The organism is Brachybacterium sp. p3-SID1565, from assembly GCF_025143785.1.
Taxonomy (GTDB): Bacteria; Actinomycetota; Actinomycetes; order Actinomycetales; family Dermabacteraceae; genus Brachybacterium; species Brachybacterium epidermidis.
This window is the reverse complement of sequence record NZ_JAMBDS010000026.1, coordinates 19216-41135: the sequence shown is the minus strand read 5'-3', so window position 1 is coordinate 41135 and position 21920 is coordinate 19216. Positions and strand designations below refer to the sequence as shown.

The 21920-nt window shown below is 70.1% G+C and carries 17 protein-coding genes; 7 read left to right on the top strand and 10 right to left on the bottom strand.

Annotated elements, in window-relative coordinates; genetic code table 11:
* Positions 1 to 106 precede the first annotated feature (106 nt).
* On the bottom strand, positions 107 to 301 hold the full coding sequence (locus tag M4D54_RS07915; protein ID WP_259890894.1) for a CsbD family protein: 195 nt from the start codon (positions 299 to 301) through the stop codon (positions 107 to 109).
* Between the two features lie 146 nt (positions 302 to 447).
* Complete coding sequence (locus tag M4D54_RS07910) at positions 448 to 873, bottom strand: hypothetical protein (protein WP_259890893.1); 426 nt, start codon at positions 871 to 873, stop codon at positions 448 to 450.
* Positions 874 to 960: 87 nt separating this feature from the next.
* Between M4D54_RS07910 and M4D54_RS07905 the strand changes: the two genes are divergently transcribed.
* The 3 genes from M4D54_RS07905 to M4D54_RS07895 are packed head-to-tail and all read left to right on the top strand — an operon-like array spanning position 961 to position 3046.
* On the top strand, positions 961 to 1137 hold the full coding sequence (locus M4D54_RS07905; protein ID WP_259790003.1) for a hypothetical protein: 177 nt from the start codon (positions 961 to 963) through the stop codon (positions 1135 to 1137).
* A 41-nt stretch (positions 1138 to 1178) separates the two neighbouring features.
* Complete coding sequence (locus tag M4D54_RS07900) at positions 1179 to 2567, top strand: NADP-dependent succinic semialdehyde dehydrogenase (RefSeq protein WP_259890891.1); 1389 nt, start codon at positions 1179 to 1181, stop codon at positions 2565 to 2567.
* Entirely contained in the window at positions 2567 to 3046 is a 480-nt protein-coding gene (locus M4D54_RS07895; RefSeq protein WP_259890890.1) for an NUDIX hydrolase, read from the top strand. The genes M4D54_RS07900 and M4D54_RS07895 overlap by 1 nt, the downstream gene beginning before the upstream one ends.
* A gap of 65 nt (positions 3047 to 3111) precedes the next feature.
* Here M4D54_RS07895 and M4D54_RS07890 read toward each other — a convergent pair whose 3' ends face one another.
* The 3 genes from M4D54_RS07890 to dnaB form a co-directional block, all read right to left on the bottom strand.
* Positions 3112 to 4242, bottom strand: coding sequence for an alpha/beta fold hydrolase (locus M4D54_RS07890; RefSeq protein WP_259890889.1), 1131 nt, complete (start codon positions 4240 to 4242; stop codon positions 3112 to 3114).
* A gap of 328 nt (positions 4243 to 4570) precedes the next feature.
* The gene (locus tag M4D54_RS07885; RefSeq protein WP_259890888.1) at positions 4571 to 5146 is read right to left on the bottom strand and encodes a DUF421 domain-containing protein; all 576 of its coding nucleotides are present in this window, start codon (positions 5144 to 5146) and stop codon (positions 4571 to 4573) included.
* 138 nt (positions 5147 to 5284) lie between these two features.
* Positions 5285 to 6661, bottom strand: coding sequence for a replicative DNA helicase (gene dnaB, locus M4D54_RS07880; RefSeq protein WP_193865711.1), 1377 nt, complete (start codon positions 6659 to 6661; stop codon positions 5285 to 5287).
* 86 nt (positions 6662 to 6747) lie between these two features.
* On the opposite strand from dnaB, the gene M4D54_RS07875 reads away from it, so the two are divergent.
* Both M4D54_RS07875 and M4D54_RS07870 read left to right on the top strand, forming a co-directional pair.
* Positions 6748 to 7044 (top strand): hypothetical protein, encoded by a 297-nt coding sequence (locus M4D54_RS07875; protein WP_259890886.1) that lies wholly within the window; start codon positions 6748 to 6750, stop codon positions 7042 to 7044.
* Positions 7045 to 7578: 534 nt separating this feature from the next.
* Positions 7579 to 9006: a peptide MFS transporter gene (locus M4D54_RS07870; RefSeq protein WP_193865745.1), complete on the top strand. Its 1428-nt coding sequence runs from the start codon at positions 7579 to 7581 to the stop codon at positions 9004 to 9006.
* Between the two features lie 344 nt (positions 9007 to 9350).
* On the opposite strand, the gene M4D54_RS07865 is transcribed toward M4D54_RS07870, so the two are convergent.
* Entirely contained in the window at positions 9351 to 11966 is a 2616-nt protein-coding gene (locus tag M4D54_RS07865) for an MMPL family transporter (RefSeq protein ID WP_193865713.1), read from the bottom strand.
* Positions 11967 to 12175: 209 nt separating this feature from the next.
* Between M4D54_RS07865 and M4D54_RS07860 the strand changes: the two genes are divergently transcribed.
* Positions 12176 to 12748, top strand: coding sequence for a MarR family winged helix-turn-helix transcriptional regulator (locus tag M4D54_RS07860; RefSeq protein WP_193865714.1), 573 nt, complete (start codon positions 12176 to 12178; stop codon positions 12746 to 12748).
* Between the two features lie 106 nt (positions 12749 to 12854).
* Here M4D54_RS07860 and M4D54_RS07855 read toward each other — a convergent pair whose 3' ends face one another.
* A complete protein-coding gene (locus M4D54_RS07855) occupies positions 12855 to 13187 on the bottom strand; it encodes a GNAT family N-acetyltransferase (protein WP_193865715.1) in 333 nt (110 codons plus the stop codon).
* 100 nt (positions 13188 to 13287) lie between these two features.
* Between M4D54_RS07855 and M4D54_RS07850 the strand changes: the two genes are divergently transcribed.
* The gene (locus tag M4D54_RS07850) at positions 13288 to 14772 is read left to right on the top strand and encodes a pyridoxal phosphate-dependent decarboxylase family protein (protein ID WP_396121479.1); all 1485 of its coding nucleotides are present in this window, start codon (positions 13288 to 13290) and stop codon (positions 14770 to 14772) included.
* A 166-nt stretch (positions 14773 to 14938) separates the two neighbouring features.
* Here M4D54_RS07850 and M4D54_RS07845 read toward each other — a convergent pair whose 3' ends face one another.
* The 3 genes from M4D54_RS07845 to M4D54_RS07835 form a co-directional block, all read right to left on the bottom strand.
* Entirely contained in the window at positions 14939 to 15973 is a 1035-nt protein-coding gene (locus tag M4D54_RS07845; RefSeq protein WP_193865716.1) for an IS30 family transposase, read from the bottom strand.
* A 339-nt stretch (positions 15974 to 16312) separates the two neighbouring features.
* Positions 16313 to 18151: a hypothetical protein gene (locus tag M4D54_RS07840; protein WP_193865717.1), complete on the bottom strand. Its 1839-nt coding sequence runs from the start codon at positions 18149 to 18151 to the stop codon at positions 16313 to 16315.
* A gap of 216 nt (positions 18152 to 18367) precedes the next feature.
* Positions 18368 to 21805, bottom strand: coding sequence for an efflux RND transporter permease subunit (locus M4D54_RS07835; protein WP_193865718.1), 3438 nt, complete (start codon positions 21803 to 21805; stop codon positions 18368 to 18370).
* Between the last annotated feature and the right edge of the window lie 115 nt (positions 21806 to 21920).

Sequence of the window (21920 nt, the reverse complement as noted above, 5' to 3'; positions counted from 1 at the left end):
GCGGACCAGCCGTGGCGTGCGCTGCGGTGTCCTGGCGGGGAGCCCAACGTCGGGACCCCTCCTCCAACCGCGGCGGTGGATCAGCGGTGGCCGGGCCGCGGAAGGATCACTTGGAGAAGCCGTCCTTCAGGTTCTTGGCGGCGTCCTTGACGTTCTCGCCAGCCTGGCGGGTGTTCGCCTCGGCCTGGTCGCCACGGCCCTCGGCCTCGAGGGAGCGTTTGTCGGTGGCGTCACCGACGCCTGCCTTGGCCTTGCCGGAGGCCTCCTGGGCCTTGTTCTTGATCTTGTCGCCGAGGTTCATGTGCATTTCCCTTCGTCGGATCGTGCCCCGCGGGGCAGCCACGGTGCGGGTGCTCCGTGACGGTGGGGAGAACCTAGCGCACCGGCCTGACATGCGCATTCAGTCTTCCGAAAGACCTGGGAAGCAGCACGGGGCTGCGTTGCCTCTCAGTCGTGCGAGCGCCGCTGCGGGATCCCGGCACCCCACAGTGCGGCCGCGATGAGCAGCGGTTGGCCGAACAGGCGGGCCAGCCGCTTGGCGTCGGTGTCCAATCCGAAGGCGTCCACCTCCTCCAGGTACTGCGAGACGTTGCCGGGGAACACCGCGACGTAGAACGCGGCCAGCGCGACCCCCGTGAGCCGCCGATAGCGCGGCAGTGCGGTCAAGGACGCTCCCAGGGCGACCTCGACGACACCGGATCCCAGCACCACGATGTCCTCGGGGAAGGGCTGCCAGGAGGGGACCTGGGCGCGGAACTCGTCCCGGGCGAAGGTCAGGTGGGAGACCCCCGCGAAGGTCATGAACGCTCCCAGCCCGATCCGGGTCAGGTTCTGGGAGGTGGTGGCAGGTACGCGGCGCAGAAGGGATCTCATCGGCTCATCGTACGGCTAAGGACTGCACGTCCCCGGAACGCCCGGTCGGCCCGGGCGGCCCGGCCGCCCGGCTAGTACCGTCGAGGCATGAAGCCGATCCCCCCGTACGGGGCCCAGCACCGCGGGACGGTCACCTTCCGCGGCGGGGCCACCTGGGGCATGACGATCAGCGGGTCCTCCTTCGTCTCCGAGGAGGACGCGCAGCGCCTGATCGACCTGCACGACCGCGCGACCCGGTCCACCTCCGGGCTACCACAGGCCTGACCCCGAGCACTCACCCATCCACGTCGTCGAAGGAGCACATCATGGCCATTGCCACCGTCAACCCCGCCACCGGGGACACCGAGAAGACGTTCACCGCCCACGACGAGGCCGAGGTGGAGCGCCGCATCGCCCAGGCGCACGCCGCCCACGAGGAGCTGCGCGCCACCAGCTTCGCCCAGCGCGCCCAGTGGGCTCGCGCCACCGCGGACGTGCTGGAGGGCGACGTAGACGAGCTGGCCCGCATCGTCACCGTGGAGATGGGCAAGCCCATCGAGCAGTCCCGCGCCGAGATCACCAAGTCCGCGAACGCACTGCGGTTCTACGCCGAGCACGCCGAGGGGTTTTTGGCGGACGAGGTGCTGGAGGACCCGTCGGCCGTCGGCGCCTCACGGGCCTATGCGCGGTACCGGCCGCTGGGGCTGGTGCTGGCGGTGATGCCGTGGAACTTCCCTGTGTGGCAGGTGATCCGCTTCGCGGCACCGGCGCTGATGGCGGGCAACACCGGGGTGCTCAAGCACGCCTCGAACGTGCCGCAGACGGCCCTGTACCTCGACGAGCTGTTCGAGCGCGGAGGGTTCCCGGCCGGCGTGTTCCGCACCCTGCTGATCGGGTCGACGCAGGTCGATGCGGTGATCCGCGACGCGCGGGTGAAGGCCGTGACGCTCACCGGGTCCGAACCCGCCGGTCAGGCCGTCGCCGCGACCGCCGGTGAGGAGATCAAGACGACCGTGCTGGAGCTGGGCGGATCGGACCCGTTCATCGTGATGCCCAGCGCGGATCTGGACGCGGCCGTGGACACCGCCGTGGATGCACGGATGATGAACAACGGCCAGTCCTGCATCGCAGCCAAGCGGTTCATCATCCACGCCGACGTGTACGAGCAGTTCACCGAGCGCTTCACCGCGAAGGTGCGACAGCTGCGGGTGGGCGACCCGCTGGATGCACAGGTGGACGTGGGGCCGCTGGCCAGCCAGGGCGGGGTGGACGATCTCGCGGAGCTGGTGGACGACGCCGTCGCCACGGGAGCCTCGGTGCTGGTGGGAGGCCCGGATGCAGTCGCGGACCTGCCCGGCAAGGGGTTCTACTACCCGCCGACGGTGATCGCCGATCTGCCCGAACGGGCCCGTATGACGCGCGAGGAGACCTTCGGTCCGGTCGCGGCGCTGTACAAGGTGGCCGATGCCCGGGAGGCGGTGCGGGTGGCGAACGCGACCAGCTTCGGCCTGTCCTCCTCCGTGTGGACCACCGATGCCCAGGAGCAGGAGTACTTCGTGCAGGAGGTCCAGGCCGGCGGGGTATTCGTCAACGGGATGACGGTCTCGAACCCGGCACTGCCCTTCGGGGGGATCAAGCGCTCCGGCTACGGCCGTGAGCTGTCCGCGGCGGGGATCCGCGAGTTCTGCAACCTCACCACCGTGTGGGTGGCCTGATGCTCGTCCAACGGGCCCGCGGCCTGCTTCCCCGCATCTGGCGCTCCATGCCCTGGGTGCAGTGGCGGCTGCTGCGCCTGACCCAGCCCACCTTCCTGGTGGCGGTGTGCGCGCTGCTGAGAACCGAGGACGATGAGTTCCTGCTGGTGCGGAACACGTTCTGGCCGACGGGACAGCAGTGGGGCATGCCTTCCGGTTACCTCGAGCCGAACGAGTCCCTGGCCGAATGCGTCACCCGCGAGCTGCACGAGGAGATCGGCGGCGGTGTGGTGGAGGACATCCGGGTGCTGGACATGAGCACCGGCCACCGGATGCGGGTGGAGATCCTGCTCGAGGGCACCGTGCGGGACCTGCCCTCTCGCGACGAGCACGAATCCGTCGAGGTGTCGGACCACCGTCTGGCCACCATGGACACCCTGCCCGAGGATCTGCACGACGGGCACCGGGAGAAGCTGGAGGCGCACCTGCGGGAGGGGTGAGGGCACACTCGGCTGGCCGCACTCCTACAAGTACGCCCCTGCAGGTGTGCGGCCAGCGCACCCGATCATCGCTCGTGACTTCGGCGGCGCGGGACCAGGGGTGATAGGCGCATCAGCGAGCGCACGAGCGTGGCCGGGGTGCGTGCACGGGAGCGGTCGATCAGCGCTTCCAGCTCCTCTGCTGCAGCCGTCACCGCCTGGGGACCCTCGGTGCTGACCAGGGTGAGTACGCGCCGAGCGGCGGCGGGATGGGAGTCCAGCAGGCTGTGGCCGGCACCGCGCAGGGGCACCAGATGGCTGTGCGGAGCGAGTTCGGTGATCCGTTCGGCCACCGACCGCGGGGTGCGCAGGTCCCGCTCCCCGGAGAGGAGGACGACCGGCATCGTGAATCCTGGAATCGTCGACGGCAGGTCGTACGGCTCGCCCTCGAAGGGCGGGAAGCGCTGCGCGAGATCGGCGAAGGATGCCCCGGGATCGAAGGGCAGCCCGTCGGGCTCCGGGGCGTAGTTCAGTTCGCGGAAGGCGATCACCCCCACCAGGTCGAACTCCATCAGGAAGGGTCGACGCTCTCCGGTGTCCATGGGCTCCAGGGCGGCGATGCTCTTCCACGCGAAGCCCCCGGTGCCACGGCGCACCTGGTCGAGCAGACGCTCCAGCACCACGGGGCCGCAGTATTCGTAGACGATGCGAGCCACGACATCGGCCTCGGATCGCTGGACGGTGCCGTCGGCCAACAGTGCCCGGAGCTTGCCTGCGGCTCGCGCGGTGTCCTGCCCGGATCCGTGCAGCAGCCGGTCCCGGGAGGCAGCTCGTACGTCCAGGTGGTCCTGCGCTGTGAGCATTGCCGAGTCCAGCAGCAGGCAGGCGACGCGGTCCGGGTGCTCAACGGCGAAGGCCTGAGCGAGATAGGTGCCGTAGGAGCTTCCGTACACCGCGGCGCTCTGGATGTTCTCCGCGTCGAGCACGGAAGCGATGTCCTCGACCACGAGTCCCAAGCGCATGTCGTCCGCGGTGAGGTCGGCGCCGGTGGCGTCGCGCCGGGACAGGCCCACGCCACGGTGCTCGATCATCAGCAGATCGATGCTGTTGCGGCGCGCCCAGCTGCGCAGCCCGCCGTACAGCGTCGCGGTGCCGAGACCCGGCCCGCCGGGGATCACCACGACGGTGGGACGGCCGGGGAAGGGACCGGTGCGCATGTACGTCAGTGGAAAGGTCGACCCGGAGGCGGTGGGTCGGTCAACGGACCGGGTGCGGTGCCGGCGACGCAAGCGAGCAGCTCGCGTCTCAAAGCGGCCTCGATCATGCCCCGTCCGTGCCCTCCTGCGGTTCCGTCCGTTCCCCATGCAGGGAAGGTACCGGCGCGCAGACCGTAAGCGCCCCAGACTTTCGGTGGATCCTGTCCGACGAGGGTCGTGAGGCCGCGAACGGGAGTGGCCCCAGGGGGAGGCCAACGGCGAGAGCAAGGGTAGAGGGGTGAAAGCACACACGTCCGGCCAGGGGATCCGTCCTCGATCCCGGCAGGCGTCAGTCTCCGATCAGCGCCTCGGGCACCAGGCGGCGGCCGTCCACATCGGCCAGCAGCGCGGCATCGATCTTCTCACCGGCCCGCACGATGGTGAGGCTGCCGCGGTTCTCCAGGATCACCAGCTCAGCGTCCTCCACGCGGTGGATCCCGGCTCGGCGCAACATGGCCATCAAGTGCTCGGGCTGGAGGTGGCGGCGCTTCAGGTGCGCAGCGATCACCTGACCGTTCACCATCACCACCGTGGACTGCGGTCCCTTCAGGTGCAGCACCTTCGAGGCCCCCTCATGGATCCGACCCATCAACGACTCGAGCACCATCAGGGTGCCGATCGCGATCAAGGCCCCCACCAGGGTGGGCGAGTTGCCCAGCATGGCGCGAGCCGCGATCGCCCCGAACAGCGCCACCAGGGTGAAGCTCAGCACCGAAGGGGCCGACATCAGCCGCGGCCCCAGCAGCTGCATCACCAGCGTGTACACGAGGTACAGCACGGTGGTGGAGATGACGACGCCCAGGGCTCCCCAGCCGTCGACGCCGATCTGGAACCACAGGGGGTGCATGTCGTCAGGAGGCAGCATGCTTCGATTATCGGGGCCCGGCCGCGGCGCGACGGGACACGCACCGCGGCGACCTCCCGGCGGGCCACCGCGGCGACTGCAGCGATCAGTGTGGGGCTGCGGGGCACCGCTGCAGGACCTTCGATCAGTTCGATCCGATCAGGCCCCGAAGCCGCCCATGTTGGCCATGTCCTTGAAGCGCGAGTACTGGCCCTGGAAGGCCACGGGGATGGTGGCGGTGGCGCCGTTGCGGTGCTTGGCGACGATGAGGTCAGCCTCGCCGGCGCGCTGGGACTCCTTCTCGTAGTAGTCCTCGCGGTGGATCAGCACGATGAGGTCCGCGTCCTGCTCGATCGAGCCGGACTCGCGCAGGTCGCTCATCATCGGGGTCTTGTCCTGGCGCTGCTCGTTACCGCGGTTCAGCTGCGAGATGGCGATCACCGGCACCTCCAGCTCCTTGGCCAGCAGCTTCAGCGCGCGGGAGAACTCCGAGACCTCCTGCTGCCGGGACTCCACGCGCTTGCCGGAGCTCATCAGCTGCAGGTAGTCGATGACCACGAGCTTGAGATCGTGCTTCTGCTTGAGCCGGCGGCACTTCGCGCGGATCTCCATCAGCGACATGTTGGCGCTGTCGTCCATGAACAGCGGGGCATCGGTGATGCGGTTCATCGCCCGGGCCATGGCCTGCCAGTCGCGGTCGTCCATCGAGCCGTCGCGCATGCGGTTCATCGGCACCTGGGACTCCGCCGAGAGCAGACGCATGGTGATCTCGGTCTTGTCCATCTCCAGGGAGAAGATGACGGCCGTCTGACCGTTGTGGATCGAGGCGCTGCGCAGCACGTCCATGCCGAGCGTCGTCTTTCCCATGGCGGGGCGCCCGGCGAAGATGATCATCTGACCGGCGTGCAGGCCCTGGGTGAGCTCGTCGAACTCGGCGAAGCCGGTGGGGATGCCGGTGACCTGGCCGCCGCGGTTCTGGGTGGCCTCGATTGTGTTGAGGGTGTCGTCGATGACCTCGCCGAGGGCCACGAAGTCCTCGGACTGGCCGCGCTCGGTGACCGCGTACACCTGGGCCTGGGCCTCGTTGATGACCTCCTCGATCTCTCCGCCATCGGCGGCGTAGCCGAGCTGGACGATGCGGGTGCCGGCCTCCACCAGGCGGCGCAGGGTGGCGCGCTCCACCACGATGTCGGCGTAGAAGCCGGCGTTGGCGGCGGTGGTGACCATGTCGATCAGATCAGCGAGGTAGGCGCCGCCGCCCACGCGCTGCAGCTCGCCGCGCTTGGTGAGCTCGTCGGAGACGGTGACCAGATCCGCCGGCTCCCCGCGGCCGTACAGGTCCACGATCGCCTCGTAGATCAGCTCGTGCGCGGGGCGGTAGAAATCGATGCCGCGCACCTTCTCCACCACATCGGCGATGGCGTCCTTGGACAGCATCATCCCGCCGAGCACGCCGCGCTCGGCGGCGAGATCCTGGGGCGGGGTGCGCTCCAGGCCGCGGTCCGGTCCAGCTTCGAAGGCGTCAGTCGATGTCACCGGTCCAGTGTAGGAAGCCCACCGTGCCCCCGGGACCGCCGTGGGCCGTAAGGTGGACAACTCCCCCACCGTCATGGAGTCACCGCGTGAGATACCTCGTCCTGGGCCTGATCGTCGGCCTGCTGGTGATGCGTCTGCTGCGCACCCGCTGGGCGGGGACGCTGCTGGGCATCTCCCGTCGCGCCCTCGAGGTGGCGCAGCTGATCCTGCTGGCCGTCACGGTCGCGATCGCACTGGCCGCCGAGGAGTGGGTGCTGCTGGCCGTGGTGGGCGCACTGCTGATCTGGGCGATCGTGGACCTGGTACGGGGGCGGCGCGCGGGGCGGACCGCTGGAGGCAGCGCACGTCCGAGGGGAGCACCCGAGAAGAGCCGGCGCCGGTGAGCGGAACCGGGACGGGGCCACCGGCCCCCTCCACCGGGAAGGCTGGGCGGGCTGCTGACGAAGGTGATCGTGGAGGCGCTTCGTCGCACCGGTGTGCTGGACCAGTGCGCCATCGTGCGCGACGGCTCCCGGACGCAGGCACTGGAGCGCCGTGTCGCATCCTGAGTCCGTCCTGCTCTGCGGCCTCGAGGCCGTCTTCACCGCCGGCGCCCCGCCATGAGACATGGTCTCGATGGTGTTGCGCGTCGACCGCACGGATCGACTGATGCACCACAATCCCTTCCGCAGCTTTGCATGCCCATGCGCAGAGGAGGACCATCGATCCTCGTGAATCGAGACCAGCACTCCCCTGACAGCCCAGCTGGCGCACCGCAGCCATCGGCCACCGTGCCCGTCGGCCCCGACCCTCGCGATCCCTCGGGTGGCGCACTGCGCCCTGGCGCCGCGAACGCCCCCGGCGCCGCGAACGCCCCCGGCGTCGCGGGTGCCCCCGGCGGGTACGACGCCGAGCACAACCCCTCCGGCAAGACCTTCATGGGCCAGCCCCGCCCGCTGGCGAACCTGTTCAGCGTGGAGATGTGGGAGCGCTTCAGCTTCTACGGCATGCAGGGCATTCTCGCGATCTACATGTACTTCGCGGCCACCGACGGCGGCCTGGGGATCGACGAGAACGTGGCCCTGGGCATCGTGGGTGCCTACGGCGGCTCCGTGTACATCTTCTCCATCCTGGGCGCACTGATCTCGGACCGGCTGCTTGGACCGGAGAAGACCCTGTTCGGCTCCGCGGTGATGATCATGCTGGGCCACATCGCCCTGGCCCTGATCCCGGGCGTGCCCGGCCTGGTGGCGGGCCTGCTGCTGGTGGGCGTGGGCTCGGGCGGCCTGAAGTCCACTGCCGCCACCCTGGTGGGGTCGCTGTACGACGTCTCCGACCCCCGCCGTGACGCCGGCTTCTCCATCTACTACATGGGCATCAACATCGGCGGCCTGCTTGGCCCGCTGCTGACCGGCCTGCTGCAGAAGGAGTGGGGCTTCCACTTCGGCTTCGGCCTGGCCGCGATCGGCATGGCCATCGGCCTGACCCAGTACGTGCTCACCCGCAAGGGCCTGCCCGCCAGTGTCCACGTGGTGCCCGACCCGCTGCCCCGCTCGAAGTACCCCCTGTGGGGCGGCATCGCCCTGGGCGGTCTGGTGCTGATCCTGGTGCTGGTGCTCACCGGCGTCGTCAACCCGGCGAACCTCGCCACCATCATGACCGCGCTGTCGGTGATCGGTGCCATCGTCATCTTCGCCCTGCTGCTGACCACGCCGAAGATAAGCGCCGACGAGCGCTCCCGCGTGATCGCGTTCATCCCGCTGTTCATCGGCACCGCGGCGTTCTTCGCGCTGTTCCAGCAGCAGTTCACCGTGATCACGCTTTACTCGGACACCCGCCTGGACCGCGCCCTGCAGCTGCCGTTCCTGGGCGAGTGGGAGATGCCGATCTCCTGGGCGCAGTCCTTCAACCCCTTCTACATCATCGTGCTGGCGCCGCTGTTCGCCCTGATGTGGACCAAGCTGGGTCGTCGCCAGCCGGGCACGCCCACCAAGTTCGCGATCGGCATCATCCTCATGGGTGCGGCGTTCCTGCTGTTCCTGCCGATGGCCTCGGTGGCCGCGGTTCCCGTGCTGTGGGTCGCGATGATCATGCTGGTGGCCACCCTGGGTGAGCTGTCGCTGTCGCCGGTGGGCCTGTCCCTGGCCACCAAGCTGGCCCCGCGCGCCTTCCCGGTGATGATGATGGCGCTGTACAACCTGTCGGTTGCCCTGGGCACCTCGCTGTCTGGCTCGCTGGCGCAGTTCTACTCCGCCGACAACGAGACCGCCTACTTCGGTGCCCTCGGCGCGATCACGATCGCGATCGGCGTGGTGATGCTGCTGATCGCCAAGCCCGTGGGCCGGGCTATGCGCGGAGTGCGCTGACCTCCAAGCCCGCCGGCCGGGCCATGCGCGGAGCGCGCTGGCCCCCAAGCCCGCCGGCCGGGCCATGCGCGGAGCGCGCTGGCCCCCAAGCCCGCCGGCCGGGCCATGCGCGGAGCGCGCTGGCCCCCAAGCCCGCCGGCCGGGCCATGCCCCGGTCCCCGTCGGATGACCCCACCCCCGTCGACGTGCGAGCAGTTGGTGCTATGAGGCATCCATAACGCCAACTGCTCGCACGTCGACCGTCACGCCACCCCCGACGTTTCTCCGCACGGGTCCGGCAGGCCCGCCGGGCCCGTGCAGAGTCTGGATCGGGCGGTGGGCCCGCCGCCCGATCCGGGCGACCCTCAGGTCTCCTTACGGCGCCGGCCGTGACCGGTGCCCAGCTCCTCGGCAGCCTTCTCGATGGCCTCCGGTGAACCGTGGGCAGGCTCCTCCTCCGTGGTGGGCTCGATGTCCTGATCCACGGGGCGTTCGGTGTCCCGATTCGTGGCTGGTTCGGCATCGCGCACGGAGTCGCGCTCGGAGGTGGGCGCACTGGAGACCGCGGCATCGGCACCGTCCTCGGCCCCCCGATCGTGCTCGACCACCTTATGGGCGGCGGCGGTGCCGCCGTGCCCGTCGGCCGCGAGCTTGCGGGGCCACCACAGGTGGCGGCCCAGCTCGGTGGCGATGCCGGGCACCTGCAGGGTGCGCACCAGGAAGGTGTCCACGAGTACGCCGAGGGCCACGATGAAGGCCAGCTGCAGCAGGAACAGGATCGGGATCACCACGAGCGCGGCGAACGTGGCGGCCAGCACGACGCCGGCCGAGGTGATCACGCCGCCGGTGAGCGCGACGCCGCGGATGATGCCCTCGCGGGTGCCGTGACGCTCGCTCTCCTCCCGCACGCGCGTCATCAGGAAGATGTTGTAGTCAATGCCCAGTGCCACCAGGAACACGAATCCGTACAGCGGCACGGCCGGATCGGCGCCGGGCAGGTCCAGCACGTGGTTGAACACCAGCGCCGCCACACCCATCGCGGCGGCGAAGCTCAGCACCGTCGTGATCACCAGCATCAGCGCCGCCACGATGGCGCGCATCAGGGCGATCAGGATCAGGGCGATCACCGCCAGCACGATCGGGATGATGAGGTTGCGGTCGTGGATGGAGGCGTCGTCAGTGTCGACGTCGGTGGCGGTGTTGCCGCCCACCTGCACGTCATCTCCGTAGGCCTCGCGCAGCTCGCGCACCGTCTCCTGGGCGGCGGCGGAGTCGTAGGCGTCGGTGAGGGTGGCCTGGAGAAGCACCTTGCCCTCCGAGACCGTCGGCTCGGCGACCGGAGCGTTGGGATCGGGGATGGAGCCGACGAACTCGCCGTCCTGGAAGGAGAGCTGACCGGCCGGGTCGTCGTTGGCGGTGAGGGAGACGGACTCCACGCCCTCCAGGTCCAGGGCGGTCTGGGCGACCTCCTCGGCGTCCTCCTCCGGGGCCAGGATGTACGCCGGGGTGCCGGAGCCGCCGGGGAAGTGCTCGGAGAGCACCTCCTGGCCGTCGCGGGCGTCGGAGGCGGTGAGGATCAGGTCGCTCTGGGCGACGCCTTCTGCCTTCAGGGTCGGGAAGAACGCCGCGCCCAGGATCAGCAGCAGGGTCACGCCCACCCAGATCCGGCGGGGATGGCCCACGGTGTACTTGCCGATGCGGCCGTACACGCCGTGGCCCTCGACCACCTGCTCCAGGGACTGGTCGGCGCGGGCGTCGGCCTGCTCGCCCTGGGCCTCCTCGCCGGCGTAGCGGGGGACGCGGGGCCAGTAGGCCACTCGCCCGAACAGCGCGAGCAGGCTGGGCAGCAGGGTGAGGGCGGCCAGGATCGCACAGAGGATGCCCACGGAGGCCACGGGACCCAGGGCGCGGTTGGACTCCAGGTCGCTCAGCAGCAGGCACAGCAGGCCGGCGATCACGGTGCCGCCGGAGGCGATAATCGGCTCGACCGCGCCCTTCCAGGCGGACTTCAGGGCCGTGACGTGGTCGCGGCTGCGCTCGAGCTCCTCGCGGTAGCGGGCGGTCAGCAGCAGCCCGTAGTCGGTGGCGGCCCCGATCACCAGGATGAAAAGGATGCCCTGCACCTGGCCGTTGAGCAGGAATAGGCCGGCGTCGGCCAGCAGCCAGTTCACCAGCACCGCCACGCACAGGGCGAACAGGGAACTGGTGAGCACGAGCAGCGGCAGGATCACCGCGCGGTACACGATCAGCAGGATCACCAGCACCACGGCGAAGGCCACGATCAGCAGCAGGCCGTCGATGCCGGCGAAGGCCTCGGTGAGATCCGCCGAGAACCCGGCGGGCCCGGTGACGTACACGTCGATCCCGTCGACGGTGCCCTTGAGGCCCTCGCGGAGGGAGTCGACGGTCTCGCCGGCCTCGACGTCCGCATCGATCGGCACGAAGACCTGCAGGGCCTGGCCGTCCTCGGAGGGGATGGGCGGGGACGCCTCGCCCACGGCCTGCGCATCTGCGGTGACCGATTCGATGACCTCGGTGAACTCGTCGATCTGCTCCTCGGTGAGCTCGCTGCCGTCGGCGCTCTGCGCGACCACGATGGCGGGGATCTCGTCGGACTCGAAGAATCCGGCCTGGGCCTCCTGCACGGCGGTGGACTCCGCGCTGGAGGGCAGGTAGGTGGTGGGGTCGTTGGAGGAGACCTCCCCGATGCGGCCGAAGAAGGGACCGCCGATGCCCGCGAGGGTCAGCCACACCAGCACCAGTACGGCGGGCACGACGACGCGCAGCAGGCGTGCCTTCCCGCGGGCCTTGCCGTCGCCCGTCCCGCGGGGCTTGCCGTCGCCGTGCCCGGCGGGCTTGTCATCGCCGATCCCCCGGGTGCTGCCGCCGCCCTGTCCGGCGGAATTGCCATCACCGACCCCGCGGGTGCTGCCGTTATCCACGCGGTGGGAGGACGTGGGGGGTGGGGAGTCAGTGGGCATCGGGCACCTTCCACGGCTGTCGCCTGCGTGCGGGGTGGCAGCTGCCGGGACCTGTGACCCGGGCGGCACGAGGGAGAAGATTGCTAACGTCGTTAGTTAGCGGCTTGTTCATCGTAGTCCATGCACCTCGCAAGAGGTCTACAGTGTTGTGGATTCCTGCGGGGTGATTCGGACACATCTGCGTCCGCCTCGACCCGCCGGTCAACCCCATGGCGGCCGCCCTCATCCTGCACGACGAGAGAGACGTGAACCAGAACCTCTACTCACCGACGTCGAACGATCCCCATGGAGAGCTGTTCGACCACGAGGCGCTCTCCCCTGGGGAGCTCGCCCAGATCGGCGAGCTGTTCGGGGCGATGGGGGCGCTGCGGGACGTGGAGCGTCGGATCATGGACGCCTCGCAGCAGTACATGAAGCTCAACGCCACCGCGATGCGAGCGATCCACGTGCTGATGGTGGCCGAGAACGACGGCACCCTGGCCACGCCCACGGTGCTGGCGGAACGACTGGGCATCTCCACCGCTGCCGTCGCGAAGATGATCGCGAAGCTGGAGGCGGACGGACACGTGGTGCGCCACCGCCACCCCTCCGACCGTCGCGCTCAGACCCTGACGGTCTCCCCCTCCACCCGCGCGGCCGCGATGGACACGATGGGCCGCACCCAGGCCAGCCGCATGCGGGCCGCAACCGTTCTCACGGCTCAGGAGAGGGACGTGGTGATCGGGTTCCTGCGACGCACCGCCGAGGATCTCGCCGCATCGCTGGACCGCGAGGACAACTAGGACAGCCAGGAGACGCTGGAGAGCCAGGCCAGGAAGGGCAGCCTGGCCGTTGTCTCCGGCCCGCCGGCGTCAGCGCCCGGCCGGTGTCCCCACCGGTCAGCTGCGGTCACCGCCCGGCGCCCTCATCCACCACGATGTCTTCCTGCTCGGGGTGACGTGCCAGCCAGCTCTCGACGAACGGGCAGATCACGGCCACGCGCATCGAGGCGGCCCGCGCGTCGGTGAAGGCCGTGCGCACCAGGGCCGAGGCGATCCCCTCGCTGCGATGGCCCGGATCGGTGACGGTGTGCAGCAGGCTCACCCTGTCGCCGGTGCGCTCGTATGTCAGCATCCCCACCACGTCCTCACCCTCGACGGCGACGAACCGGGAGTCGTTGAGCTCATGGCGGATCTCGAACTTCGGGTGGGAGAGGGGATTGTCGAAGTCGTCGTCGGCCATCGTCGGCGCTACTCATGAGTCCGGTGGGCAGTCGCAGGCACGGTCCGTGCAGCCTCTACGGTACGCCTCGCAGGCATTCACATGAACAGCTCGTGCAACGATGCAGGGCGTGATCACACCGCCCAAGCCCCACCACCCCGCCCGCGACGCCCGCACCACCTCGCACAACGAGGAGCGCACGGCCTTCGCGCAGGCCTCGCACGCCCTGCAGTGGCACCGCCCGCCCTCGCCGGTGTGGGGCGATGAGCGGGAGGCGGTGAGCATCGCGCTGGAGTGGGCGGCGGCGCACACCGCGCTGGCCTCGGACCCAAAGGCCACCGCCCGCAGCGCCCAGGAGCTGCAGGAGCAGGCCGGGCAGACCATCACCGCGCAGGGCATCGGCGCCCAGCGGGCGATGGAGCTGTTCGACCAGGTGCTGCTGCCCGCCACCCGAGCCTCCGACGACCCGATGAACCTCGCCTACATCCCTGCAGCCCCCACTCGGGCCGCGGTCGCCTTCGACACGGTGGTCTCGGCTGCGAACGTGTTCGGCGGGCTGTGGGAGGGCGGCGCCGGGGCGATCTTCGCCGAGAACCAGGTGCTGCGCTGGCTGGCCGATCTGCTGGGCTGGCCGTCGGATGCGGCCGGGGTGTTCGTCTCCGGGGGCACCAACGGGAACCTCTCGGCCCTGGCCACCGCACGTGAGCACGCCCGCCGCACCCGCGGTGGGAAACCTGCCGGAGGCTGGGCATTGGCCTGCGCCTCCACCGCCCACTCCTCGATCTCCTCAGCCGCGCGGCTGCTGGACATGGACGTGGTGATGGTGCCCGTCGATGCCAACGGGCACCTCACCGGCGAGGCGCTGGAGCCGCTGCTGGCGGCCGATGAGAGGATCTGCGCGGTGGTGGCCTCCGGCGGCACCACCAATGCCGGGATCGTCGACGACATCGCCTCGGTGGTCGAGGTGGCGCACCGCCACGGCGCCTGGGTGCACGTGGACGGCGCCTACGGCGGCGCGGCGCTGACCGCGCCCAGTGCCCGCCACCGCTTCGACGGGATCGAGCAGGCAGACAGCTTCATCGTGGACCCCCACAAGTGGCTGTTCGCGCCGTATGACTGCTGCGCCCTGCTGTACCGCGACCCGCGCCCCGCGGCGGAGGCGCATGCCCAGCACGCCGCGTACCTGGACTCGATCGACCGCGGCGAGTCCAACCCGGCCGACCTCGCCGCGCACCTCTCGCGCCGCACGCGCGGACTGCCGCTGTGGTACTCCCTTGCCACGCACGGCACCGAGGCGTACACCCGGGCTGTGGAGCGCTGCCTGGCCACCGCGCGCACCGTCGCCGCCGCGATCCGGGACAGCGAGCATCTGGAGCTGCTGCTGGAGCCGGAGCTGTCGGTGGTGGTGTTCCGCCGCCCCGGCTGGGACCTCGAGGCCTACCGTCGCTGGTCCCACCGGTTGGCGAAGGAGGGCGTGATGCTGTGCGTGCCCACAGCCTTCCAGGGGGAGCCGGCGCTGCGCCTGGCCTTCGTGAACCCGTCGGTGGAGCCCGATGCGGTGATCGCGGTGCTGAGCGGCACCATGGGCGAGCCGGACGGCAGCTGAGGGATGGCATGTCCGATCCCACGCATCCTTTCCAGGGCCTGATCGGGTTCTCGTCCGTCCGGTTCGACGTGCCTGGTTGACACTCTCGCCAGTCAACCAGACTGACACTTCACAATCTGTTCGGACTGTCACTGTGAATGCTGTGGGACTTTGACCTTCGGCGATGTCAAGGCGTCGAAGCAACATGGGGCTCGCCGGCGAGCAGTCGAGCGAATGCCTCGGTGGGCGTGAGATAGCCCAGTCGGCGGCGGGGTCGATTGTTGATCTCCTCGGCGATGGTGGTGAGGTAGGGCTGGTGATCGGGGATCACCGTGCCCTTGGGCAGATACTCCCGGTAGAGCCGGTTCGTGTTCTCGTTGCTGGGCCTCTGCCAGGGCGAGTGGGGATCGGCGAAGTAGACCGGCATCGCCGTGGCCAGGGAGACCTTCGCGTGCTGGGCCATCTCGCTGCCCTGGTCCCACGCCAACGATGCCTTCATCATCTCGGGCAGGTCGTTGAAAAACTCGATGACCGCGTCAGCGGTTGGCTCGGCGTGTTTCGAGGGCAGGGCCAGCAGCCCGGTGAACCCGCTCATCCGCTCCACCAACGTCGCCGCGCACGAGGTGCCGTTCTTCCCGATGATCAGGTCACCCTCCCAGTGCCCCGGCACCCGACGCTGGGCGGCGTCCTCACCCCGCTCGCTCAGTGGCACCATCCCCACGATCGGGCCGCCCCGAGACCGACCGGTGGTGCGGGGCCTGCGCTTGGTCCGCTTGGACTGCAGGAAGATGCCCTTGCGGGCGAGCTCACCCTTCGGGATTGCGTAGATGTACTGGTAGATAGCCTCACCGGAGACGGTTCGGCCGCGTGCGTCAGGAGAGTTCGCCATGCGTTCAACGGTCGGGTCTGCGGCCTCCAGACGCAACCGGCCCGCTATCTCGTTCGGCGTCCACGACGCGGCCAGATCCGCCTCCACCCGCGCCTGCAGCACCGGATCCCGAGCGACCTTCCGCTGCTGCGGGCGAGCCCGCCGACGCTGCGCTCTGACGTCTGCGGTCACGGCTTGGTAGCCGCGGGTCTTCGTCGAGTTCCGGTGAAGCTCCCGCGAGATCACCGACGGGCAACGCCCCAGGTGACGGGCGATCCTCCGCACCGACCAGCCCGCTTTCGAGGCCGTCGAGATCTCCGACCTGTCACTGAACGACAACCCCACCCGCGCCATCCGCACACTCCACCGATCAGACCCCCGCCGACCGGGAGTGTTGCTTCGACGCTATGACACCACCTTCAACGCTCCGCTCACCTGCATATTCGCACCCGAACAAACACTTGCACACTTGCAATCGTCAGAGTAGGTTTCACACTGTGGAGTTGACAGTATCCAGCGTCCTTGCCGTCCTCGATGAGCTGCGAGTTCACCGCGGAGACCGCACCGACGTCGATGCCAGGTCGACTGACCAGACACGTTCCGCGGTCGGAGAGTTGTCTATTCGGATGACTCGGGCTTAGATTGGATCCACACCACCCGACCCCTCAGGGGTCGGGTTTTTCATTGTCTGGCTCACTTCCCCGCGCCGAGCCCCTCGATCAGTGCTGCCACCCGCTCGGCATCCTCCTGGGCGCCGATGGCCAGCCATCCCTCATGGGCCCGGTGCGCCACTTTCTGCGCCTGGGTGTGCTCGCCGCGCTCGGCGAGCAGGGCGGCGTGGCGTTCGTCCAGGTAGGCGGCCCAGTAGCGGGCACGGTCGTCGTGCCCGGGGGGCATCTGGTCGATGGCCCGCAGAGCCTCGAGCCGGCGCTGGTCGACGTCGCTCGCCTCCACGCCGTCCTCCCCGCGTCCCGCGGCGGCGGCCACGGCGATGAAACGGCCCACCAGTGCATCGACCCGGTGGTCCCAGAGCGTCTCGGCCGGCAGCACGGGGCGTCCACCGTCGTCGCGGGTGCGGCGCTCGATCGCCGCGGCCGCCGACAGTGCCAGGGCCGTCTGCTCCAGGTCCATCGCCCGGCGCATCACCAGGGACTGGGCCTGCAGCTCGGCCAGCACCAGGCGGGAGCGCTCCGACGCGGAGGTGGCGAGGTCATCGGCCAGCCAGTGCGCGTCGGCCGCCACCTGGCGCAGTTCCACCAGGGAGCCGCGCAGGTCACCGGTGCGCTCGTGGATGCTGGCCGCGAGGCGGGCGGCCTCCAGGCCGCATCGCCGGTCCCGCTCCTGGCGACCGATCAGGCGGGCCTGCTCCAAGGGCACCCAGGCGGCGTCGTACCGCTCGGCGCTGATGCGCTGGGCGGCCACCGCGAGCAGGGGTGCGGTGCGGTGGGCATCGCGCTTCAGGGTGCGCTGCAGGGACAGCAGGCGCCCCGCGGTGAAGGAGGCGTGAGCGGTCAGCCCGGCCGCCATCAGTGCGTTCAGCAGGTCGGTGATCAGGCCGATCCGCAGCGGCGGGTCATCCACGGTGCGCAGGCTGAGCAGGGCGTCGACCGCGTGATGCGCGGCCAATACCGGATGGGTCTGTCCCAGGGTGCGCGCCAGCAGGGCGTGGGCGGAGGTGCGGGCACGCTGCGGGTCCGGGACCGCCTCGCCGGCGACCTCGAGCTGCTCCATCCCCTCGAGCACGTCCAGGGCCAGCGAGGTGGCGGTGGCGAGGTCCCCGATCCCTTCGTAGGCCTGTGCCAGGCGGATCGTGAGCAGGGGCCGGGGGTCGCCCAGCAGTTCCTCGCGCACTGCGGGAAGGGACTGCAGGGCCGCCCCCAGCAGGCGCACCTCGATGCGCGGGTCGTTGCCGCCCCAGCGCTGCGAGGGCTCCAGCGCACCCCCGGCCCGGTCCACCCGGCCCCGCAGGAGGGGCGACTGCAGACCGCGCACCACTGCCAGCAGCTCGGGGCTCACCGCGGTGCGGCTGCCGCGTCGGCGCCCCGGCGCGGAGGCGGACTGCTCGGAGACGGGGACCGCCGAGGGCGCGGCAGCGCTGCGCACCTCCCCCCGCCAGTGGGGCACGTGCTCCAGTAGCACCGTCGCCGTGGCGGCAGCCTGGGCGCGGTGGCCGGTGCGGCGCAGGTGGCCCACCAGATCCGCCGCGGCCTGCTCGCACGCCTCAGCGCCACCGATCATCACGGTGGCCACCAGCCTGGCGCGCAGCAGTTCGAGCCGATCCTGGGGAGCCGTGGGACCGGTCTGCTCACGAGTGCGCTCGAGGTGCACCTCGGCCACGCGCACGGCGTCGCGGTACTGCTCGGCATGCAGCAGGTCCATGACGCGATGGGCAGCGCTGAGCGCGTCGTGCGGGGTGGGAGTCGGCAGTTCCGGCGGGCGCAGGGCGACCCTCAGATCGTCGAGCTGCGGCGGCGCCAGGGAGCCCGCGACGTCCCCGGGGGCGGGGAGGCTGTCGGGACCCAGAGCGCTCACGCCCTGAACCTACCAATCAGTCGACCATCGGCTGAACGTGGTGACGGAGCGCCACAGGGCGTGAGCACCCCGGTGATCGCCAGACCACCCGCCATGAAGGCCAGCAGTGCCGACAGCACACGCGTGCGCACCGTCCAACCCCCTGCTGCGGTGCGCAGGATGCTGCGGCGGGGGCGCATGGCGGGCATGACGGCATGGTATGCCGCCGCCGACTCCTCAGTCCCTGCGCAGGCGGCCCTTCAGGATTCCCACCAGCCCGCCGCGCTCCTTCAGGGAACGGCGCTGCGTGGCCGTGTGCCCGCGCTCCACCGTGCCGGGCGCGACTCCGGCGGCACCGGCACGGCCCGAGGCCTCGACAGCCGAGGCATCGACGGCCGAGGCATCGACGGCCGGGGCGGCGACGCTCGAGCCCGACCCGGCAGGAGTGCCCTCGGCCTCGGTGGTCGCAGTGCCCACGCGGCCGACGCCCCCGACCCCAGAGGCTCCCTGCGCCCGTTCAGCGGCACCCCGTCCCCGCTCGACCTCCCGGCGCTCCCGCTCGATGCGGCGCTCCTCATCCAGGGCCTGTTCGCGCAGGCGGCGCTTCTCCCCCGGGCCCTCGGCGATCCGGTACAGCACCGGCACGATGATCAGGGTGAGCAGGGTGGAGGTGACCAGGCCGCCGATCACCACCACTGCCAGCGGCTGGGCGATGAACCCGGCGCTGCCGGTGATGCCCAGCGCCATCGGCACCAGCGCGAAGATCGTCGCCGCGGAGGTCATCAGGATCGGCCGCAGACGCTTGTGAGCGCCGGTCATGAGGCCCTCGTCCAGTTCCATCCCGTCACGCCGGTACTGGTTGACCAGGTCGATGAGCACGATCGCGTTGGTGACCACGATGCCCACCAGCATCAGCATGCCGATCATGGAAGGCAGGCCCAGGGGAACCCCGGTGAGCACCAGCAGGCCCAGCGAGCCGGTGGCCGCGAAGGGGATGGACACCAGCAGGATCAGGGGCTGGATCAGGGACTTGAAGATCCACACCAGCAGCACGTAGGTGAGCAGGATCGCGACCACCAGGGCCAGCACCAGCTGGCCGAAGATGGTCTGCAGGTCCTCGGCGGCGCCGCCGGTAGTGGCCTGCACGCCGTCGGGCACGTCCACCGCGTCGATCGCCTGCTGGGCGGCCTGGGCGGTGGCGCCCACGTCGTCGGTGGAGGCCGGGGTGAGGGACACGGTGACCGTCTCCAGGGAGTTCTGGGAGCGGATCATGGGCCGTTCCAGGGTCTCCTCGATGGTGGCCACGTCGGTCACCGGGAAGCCGGCGATCTGCATGGACTCGAGCTCGTCGAGGGTCTCGATGCCCTCGCCCTGCTCGACGAAGATGTCCAGCTCGGCGTCGCCGATGGTGACCTGGCCGATGGCGGCCGGGAACAGCTGCTGGGCCACCAGGCCCACCACGGCCTCCTCGGTGAGGCCGCGCTGGGCGGCGGCCTCACGGTCCACCGTGATCACGGCGGTGGGCTGCTCGCCCTCCAGGTCGCTGCTGACCTCCTCGACGCTGTCCGGCAGCGGGTCCAGCTCGGCGATGAGCGCCTCGACGGCGGTCTCTCGGTCCTCGGGGGTGGGGCCGGTGACCAGGATGTCCACGGTGGAGGAGCCGATGGCGCCGGCGTCGAAGGAGTCCTCGATCTCCCCGGCCTCCGGGAGGTCCTGCAGCGTGGTGAGCATCTGTTCGCGCAGGGCCTCCTGGTCGGCGTCGGGATCGGTGGTGACCTGGTAGGTGATCTCGTTGGTGGCGCCGCCGAAGCCGAACTGGGAGCCGCCGATGGTGGTCTGGACGACGTCGACGCCGTCCAACTCGGCCAGCGCCTCCTCGGCGTCCACGGCCTTCGCGCTGGACTCCTCCAGGGTGGTGCCGGCCGGCAGGGTCTGGGTGTAGGCGGCGAGGTTCTGGCCGGTGTCGCCCAGGATGTTGATCTTCAGCAGCGGGTACAGGGCCACGGTGCCGCCCAGGATCGCCACCGAGAGCAGCAGTGCCAGGAAGCGGTGCCGCAGCGCCCACGCCAGGGTGGGGCTGTACAGGCGGTGCAGCCAGCCGCGCTCCTCCTTGGCCTCGGCGGCCTCGCGCACCTCGGCCACGGCGTGGGCGTCGTCGGGGTCGATGTCCCGGGCGCTCTTGGGTGCGCGCAGGAACCAGTAGGCCAGCACCGGCACGATCGTCAGCGACACCACCAGGGAGGACAGCATCGCGATAGCGACGGTCAGGGAGAACGGCCGCAGCAGCTCGCCGGCCCAGCCGGAGATCACGGCGATCGGCAGGAACACGATCACCGTGGCCAGGGTGGAGGAGGTGATCGCGCCGGCCACCTCGCGCACCGCGTCCACGATGGCCCGCATCCTGGTCTTGCCGTAGGTGAGGTGGCGGGTGATGTTCTCGATCACCACGATCGAGTCGTCCACCACGCGACCGATGGAGATGGTCAGCGCCGCCAGAGTGAGCATGTTCAGCGTGTAGTCGGCCAGCAGCATCCCCACGAAGGCCATCAGCAGCGACATCGGGATGGAGATCGCGGTGACCGCGGTGGGTCGGATCGCGCGCAGGAACAGCAGGATCACGGCGACGGCGAACAGCAGGCCCAGCAGGCCCTCCTCGGCGAGCGCGGTGATGGACTCCTGGATGAAGGGGGCCTGGTCGAAGACGACCTGGCTCTCGGCGCCGCCGCCCACGGCGGGAAGCAGGTCGGCCAGTTCCGCGCTGACCTCCTCGGACACGTCGACCACGTTGCCGTCCACGGTGGTGTTGACCACCATCACCAGCGACTCGCGTCCGTTGGTGCGGGAGATGCTGGTGGCCTCCTGCTGGGTCTGCTCCACGGTGGCCACGTCCGCGAGGGTGGTGGGTGCCTGCGCGGGGTCCACGTCGGAGCCCTCGGGCGGCAGGAGCACCATCGTCTCCAGGTCCTCGACGGACTCCATGGGCTGGCCGATGGTCACGTCCAGGGAGGTGTCACCGTCGGTGACGGTGCCGCCGGGGATGGACAGGCCGTTGGCGTCCAGTGCCTCGGTGATGGAGCCGGTGCTGAGGCCCCGCTCGGCCAGGGCCTGCTCGTCGGGGGTGATCTTCACGATCTGCGGCGGTGCGCCGACGACGATCACGCCGGAGACCCCCTCAATGCGCTCCAGCTCGGGCACCACCGAGGAGTTCAGGCGGTCGGCGAGGGTGGAGGGGTCCAGGTCCGAGGAGATCGACAGCACGGCGGCGGGGATGTCACCGGTGCCGCCGGAGATGACCTCGGGCTCGGCACCCTCGGGCAGCTGGTCCTCGATGCGGGAGACGGCTGCCTCGACCTGGTTGGAGGCACGGGCCATGTCGGTGCCGTAGGTGAGCTCCACGGTGACCATGGACAGGCTGGACTGCGAGGTGGAGCTGGTGGCCTCCACGTTCTCCAGGCCGCGCACGCCGTTCTCGATCGGGTCGCTGATGCGGTCCTTGACCTGCTCGCTGGAGGCGCCCGGGGAGGTGGTGATCACCTGGATCTGCGGCAGGGACACCGAGGGGATCAGCTCCTGGCGCAGCAGTGTCATGCTCATGGCGCCGACGATGGCGATGACCACGCACACCAGTGCGATGAACGCCCGGTTGTTCAGGCTGAGAGTGGCAAGACGGTGCATAGGATGCTCCTGGAGCGCGCAGACGTGAGGCCGGGACGGGCCGGCACCGGCCGTGCATACGTCCCGAGCACCTCACGGAGCACGGGGCGCACTGTCCCGATCGCACTCTTTCACG

Bases quoted from the DNA above. Each gene is read 5' to 3' on its own strand.
- M4D54_RS07915 (WP_259890894.1), bottom strand. From the start codon at position 301: ATGAACCTCGGCGACAAGATCAAGAACAAGGCCCAGGAGGCCTCCGGC.
- M4D54_RS07910 (WP_259890893.1), bottom strand. From the start codon at position 873: ATGAGATCCCTTCTGCGCCGCGTACCTGCCACCACCTCCCAGAACCTG.
- M4D54_RS07905 (WP_259790003.1), top strand. From the start codon at position 961: ATGAAGCCGATCCCCCCGTACGGGGCCCAGCACCGCGGGACGGTCACC.
- M4D54_RS07900 (WP_259890891.1), top strand. From the start codon at position 1,179: ATGGCCATTGCCACCGTCAACCCCGCCACCGGGGACACCGAGAAGACG.
- M4D54_RS07895 (WP_259890890.1), top strand. From the start codon at position 2,567: ATGCTCGTCCAACGGGCCCGCGGCCTGCTTCCCCGCATCTGGCGCTCC.
- M4D54_RS07890 (WP_259890889.1), bottom strand. From the start codon at position 4,242: ATGCGCACCGGTCCCTTCCCCGGCCGTCCCACCGTCGTGGTGATCCCC.
- M4D54_RS07885 (WP_259890888.1), bottom strand. From the start codon at position 5,146: ATGCTGCCTCCTGACGACATGCACCCCCTGTGGTTCCAGATCGGCGTC.
- M4D54_RS07870 (WP_193865745.1), top strand. From the start codon at position 7,579: ATGGGCCAGCCCCGCCCGCTGGCGAACCTGTTCAGCGTGGAGATGTGG.
- M4D54_RS07865 (WP_193865713.1), bottom strand. From the start codon at position 11,966: ATGCCCACTGACTCCCCACCCCCCACGTCCTCCCACCGCGTGGATAAC.
- M4D54_RS07860 (WP_193865714.1), top strand. From the start codon at position 12,176: ATGGCGGCCGCCCTCATCCTGCACGACGAGAGAGACGTGAACCAGAAC.
- M4D54_RS07855 (WP_193865715.1), bottom strand. From the start codon at position 13,187: ATGGCCGACGACGACTTCGACAATCCCCTCTCCCACCCGAAGTTCGAG.
- M4D54_RS07850 (WP_396121479.1), top strand. From the start codon at position 13,288: ATGCAGGGCGTGATCACACCGCCCAAGCCCCACCACCCCGCCCGCGAC.
- M4D54_RS07845 (WP_193865716.1), bottom strand. From the start codon at position 15,973: ATGGCGCGGGTGGGGTTGTCGTTCAGTGACAGGTCGGAGATCTCGACG.
- M4D54_RS07835 (WP_193865718.1), bottom strand. From the start codon at position 21,805: ATGCACCGTCTTGCCACTCTCAGCCTGAACAACCGGGCGTTCATCGCA.